This is a genomic window from Chamaesiphon polymorphus CCALA 037, from assembly GCF_003003845.1.
GTDB classification, from domain to species: Bacteria; Cyanobacteriota; Cyanobacteriia; order Cyanobacteriales; family Chamaesiphonaceae; genus Chamaesiphon; species Chamaesiphon polymorphus.
This window is the reverse complement of sequence record NZ_PVWO01000589.1, coordinates 1-3,230: the sequence shown is the minus strand read 5'-3', so window position 1 is coordinate 3,230 and position 3,230 is coordinate 1. Positions and strand designations below refer to the sequence as shown.

The following is a 3,230-nucleotide window of genomic DNA, read 5'->3' as shown; positions in this document are numbered from 1 at the left end:
GAACTTTCCAGTTGAGATTTATACTTGCCTTGGGCCACAATCTGATGACCCTCCCTGAAAATGAGCGAACCGTAAGTTTACGGTTAAGGCAGAAGAACAAACCAAAGCCACCGTCGTGCCTGCAATCCGTCAGGCACTGCGACAACAACCCAAATTGTCTAATTCGTCAAGAATCTATCTCGCTGGTGGCATTGTCTGGGCGATGACCACACTCACCCGTCCTTGCGAAAAAGAGCAAAACATCGCTCGCCCAAAAGAAGAACGCGTATCGAGCTTTACACGGCTGAGAGCGGAAGATATCAACACTTTTTATAACAACGCTACCCGCAGCCGCAAAACGTTATTTGAACCCAATCTTAGTAGCTGTACGCCAGAGCAATTGACCAAGGTTCAAGCCGAAATCAAAAAAGTCCAAGAAAAGTTTCCCGATAAAGATTTGATCGCTGGTGCGGGTATTCTCAAAGCTTTTTCGGAAGAGTTAAATTTTGCTAACAAAGATAGTATTTTCTTTGCTCGTTATGCGATCGAGGCACTCCCGATCGGTTATTTAATTGGGCGACTCGAAAAGCAATCGGGCTAGTACCGAGCGGCGTAAATCCTAGTACTATTTTGGCAAGAGTTGGGAGTTGGGAGAGTATCGGCAATGGCTGCTTTACTTATTAATTGGCTCCCGCAAGACTACCGCTAATAATCCGGGAAACAGCCTGTTGAGATCGTCAGAGCGGAGGGTATTGATATGTTGAGTGCCTTCTTTACGGGTCAATACCAGTCCCGATTCTCGCAAAATCTTGAAATGATGGGACATGGTGGATTTGGCGACAGCGCAGTCTAGATCCGAGCAAGTTAATTCCCCTGTCTGGGCTAGTCGGCGAACGATCTGCAATCGCACGGGATCGCCTAGTGCATAGAGCACGCCAACAAGAGTAATATCTTCAGCTTGGGGATGATAGAAGGGACGCATGGTATGGGGCGCGGGCAGTACTGAATTGGGAATGAAATGGGTTGGTGCGAACTGACTTGCCATTCAAATTTGTCGGGCAATGCCCTACTTGCATTATGCCATGTAAATTGATATAGTTTTATAGTTCGGAATTATCGAACTACCGAATTTATTACAGCAGACTAATTCACCCCTTCATTAATTTAGTTAGCTTATGACATTTACCCATCTATTTACACCGCTGAAAATGGGAGCTTTGACTCTCCCCAATCGCATTCTGATGGCACCCTTGACTCGCTGTCGGGCAGACAAAGATCACGTACCGACAGCTCTCATGGCCGAACACTACAGCCAGCGGGCGAGTGCGGGATTGGTAATTGCCGAGGCGACGGCGGCGATGGCGGGTTGCTCGTCGTTTTGGACGGAGCCAGGGATTTATAATGACGCGCAAGTAGCTGGCTGGAAACAAGTCACCGACGCAGTTCATGCCAAAGGCGGTCAGATCGCGCTTCAAATCTGGCACGGCGGGCGATCTTGCCATCCGCTGATGAACGACGGGGCGATTCCAGTGGCTCCGAGTGCCATTCCGATTACCAATGACGAAATCCGTACTCCCAACGGCAAAGTCGCGCATGTAACGCCCCGCGCGCTAGAAGATGCCGAAATTCCGACGATTATTGCTGGATTCAAAGCAGCGGCGATAAATGCCAAAGCAGCGGGATTTGATGGTGTCGAAATCCACGCCGCGAATGGTTATTTATTAGACGAATTTTTGCGCGATGGCTCGAACCACCGCAGTGGAGCTTATGGTGGTTCCGTCGAAAATCGCGCTCGGTTGTTGCTAGAAGTGCTAGCTGCCACGATCGATGTTTGGGGTAGCGATCGAGTGGGCGTAAGAGTTTCGCCGCTCAATGGCTACAATAGTATGAAAGACAGCGATCCGATCGGGACTTTCAGTTGGTTGGCGAATCGCCTCAATGACTATAATCTCGCTTATCTTCACGTCATGCGCGCGGATTTCTTGGGCGAACAACAGGGCGATATCATGACGCCAATGCGATCGATCTATCGCGGTACGATTATCGGCAATATGGGTTATGGTGCGGAAGAAGCCGAAGCCGCGATCGCCGATGGTAAGCTCGATGCAGTGGCTTTTGGGACATCGTTCTTAGCTAATCCGGATCTGCCGACACGGTTTGCCAAAAATGCGCCGCTGAATGAGCCAGATCCTTCTAAATTCTATTCTCCAGGTGCTGAAGGCTATACAGATTATCCCTATTTAGCGGCCTAAATTAGCGATCGAGATCGACCCAATTTCGATCGGAAACTTGGGTCTCGATCTAAATTAAGCTGAATTTAGGCGCAAAATATCGAAACGCAGTGGGAGCGGACGTTGCATAATGAGAAGATGAGCCAGATCGGTCTTGAGATGGAATCGATCGCCACACTTCAACTTGCAACTGCCAAAATTATTATGCTTCCCCAACATCGCTGGCAAATAGCACCGAGCAATTTATCCCAGGCTGCAAACTTAGCTGCGGGAATTACGCTTACAGATGGAGAAGCGACATCGCCATTGCTAGCACAGGTATTGATAAATCGCGGGATCGAGACGGTAGAGCAAGCGGAGTTGTTTATATATCCAGAGACGGCGGTATTACCTTCGCCATTGACAGAATTTCCCGATCTGGAGATTAGTCTGGATATTTTAGTACAGGCAATTGCCAATAAATCTAAAATCGCGATTTGTGGGGACTACGACGCGGATGGCATGACTAGCACCGCCCTACTTTTGCGCGCGCTCTCGGCTTTGGGTGCAGATGTCGATTATGCGATTCCCAGTCGGATGTCGGATGGGTATGGGATTAATAAGCGGATTGTCGAGGAGTTTCATGCTGAAGGTGTAAAGCTGATTATCACCGTGGATAATGGCATTTCGGCAGTTGCCGCGATCGCCAGAGCCGTAGAATTGGGCTTGCAGGTAATTATTACCGATCATCACGATTTACCCCAAGAATTACCCCCAGCGCAGGCAATTCTTAACCCGAAACTGATTGCTGAATCTTCGGTTTATCGCGCGATCGCGGGTGTGGGAGTTGCTTATTTATTGGCTTTAGAATTAGCTCAAAGGCTAGAAAAACCATCTTTGAGCGATGAGTTATTAGAGTTATTTACATTAGGTACGATCGCCGATTTAGCACCACTGACAGGAATCAATCGACGGTTGGTGAAACAGGGTTTGCAGCTATTACCAAAGTCGCAAGTTGTCGGCATTCAAGCTTTGATTCAG

4 protein-coding genes are annotated in these 3,230 nt (G+C 48.5%); 3 read left to right on the top strand and 1 reads right to left on the bottom strand.

The genetic code is table 11. The features are described from left to right. Window positions 1–115 precede the first annotated feature (115 nt). Window positions 116–580, top strand: coding sequence for a hypothetical protein (locus C7B77_RS26815; RefSeq protein WP_106312200.1), 465 nt, complete (start codon window positions 116–118; stop codon window positions 578–580). Between the two features lie 72 nt (window positions 581–652). Here C7B77_RS26815 and C7B77_RS26810 read toward each other — a convergent pair whose 3' ends face one another. Beyond that, window positions 653–961 (bottom strand): ArsR/SmtB family transcription factor, encoded by a 309-nt coding sequence (locus C7B77_RS26810; protein ID WP_106312203.1) that lies wholly within the window; start codon window positions 959–961, stop codon window positions 653–655. 193 nt (window positions 962–1,154) lie between these two features. Here C7B77_RS26810 and C7B77_RS26805 point away from each other — a divergent pair, with 193 nt between their 5' ends. Beyond that, window positions 1,155–2,231: an alkene reductase gene (locus tag C7B77_RS26805; RefSeq protein WP_106312197.1), complete on the top strand. Its 1,077-nt coding sequence runs from the start codon at window positions 1,155–1,157 to the stop codon at window positions 2,229–2,231. Between the two features lie 183 nt (window positions 2,232–2,414). After that, the coding region (locus C7B77_RS26800; protein WP_181244050.1) for a single-stranded-DNA-specific exonuclease RecJ at window positions 2,415–3,230 on the top strand (816 nt) is incomplete at its 3' end.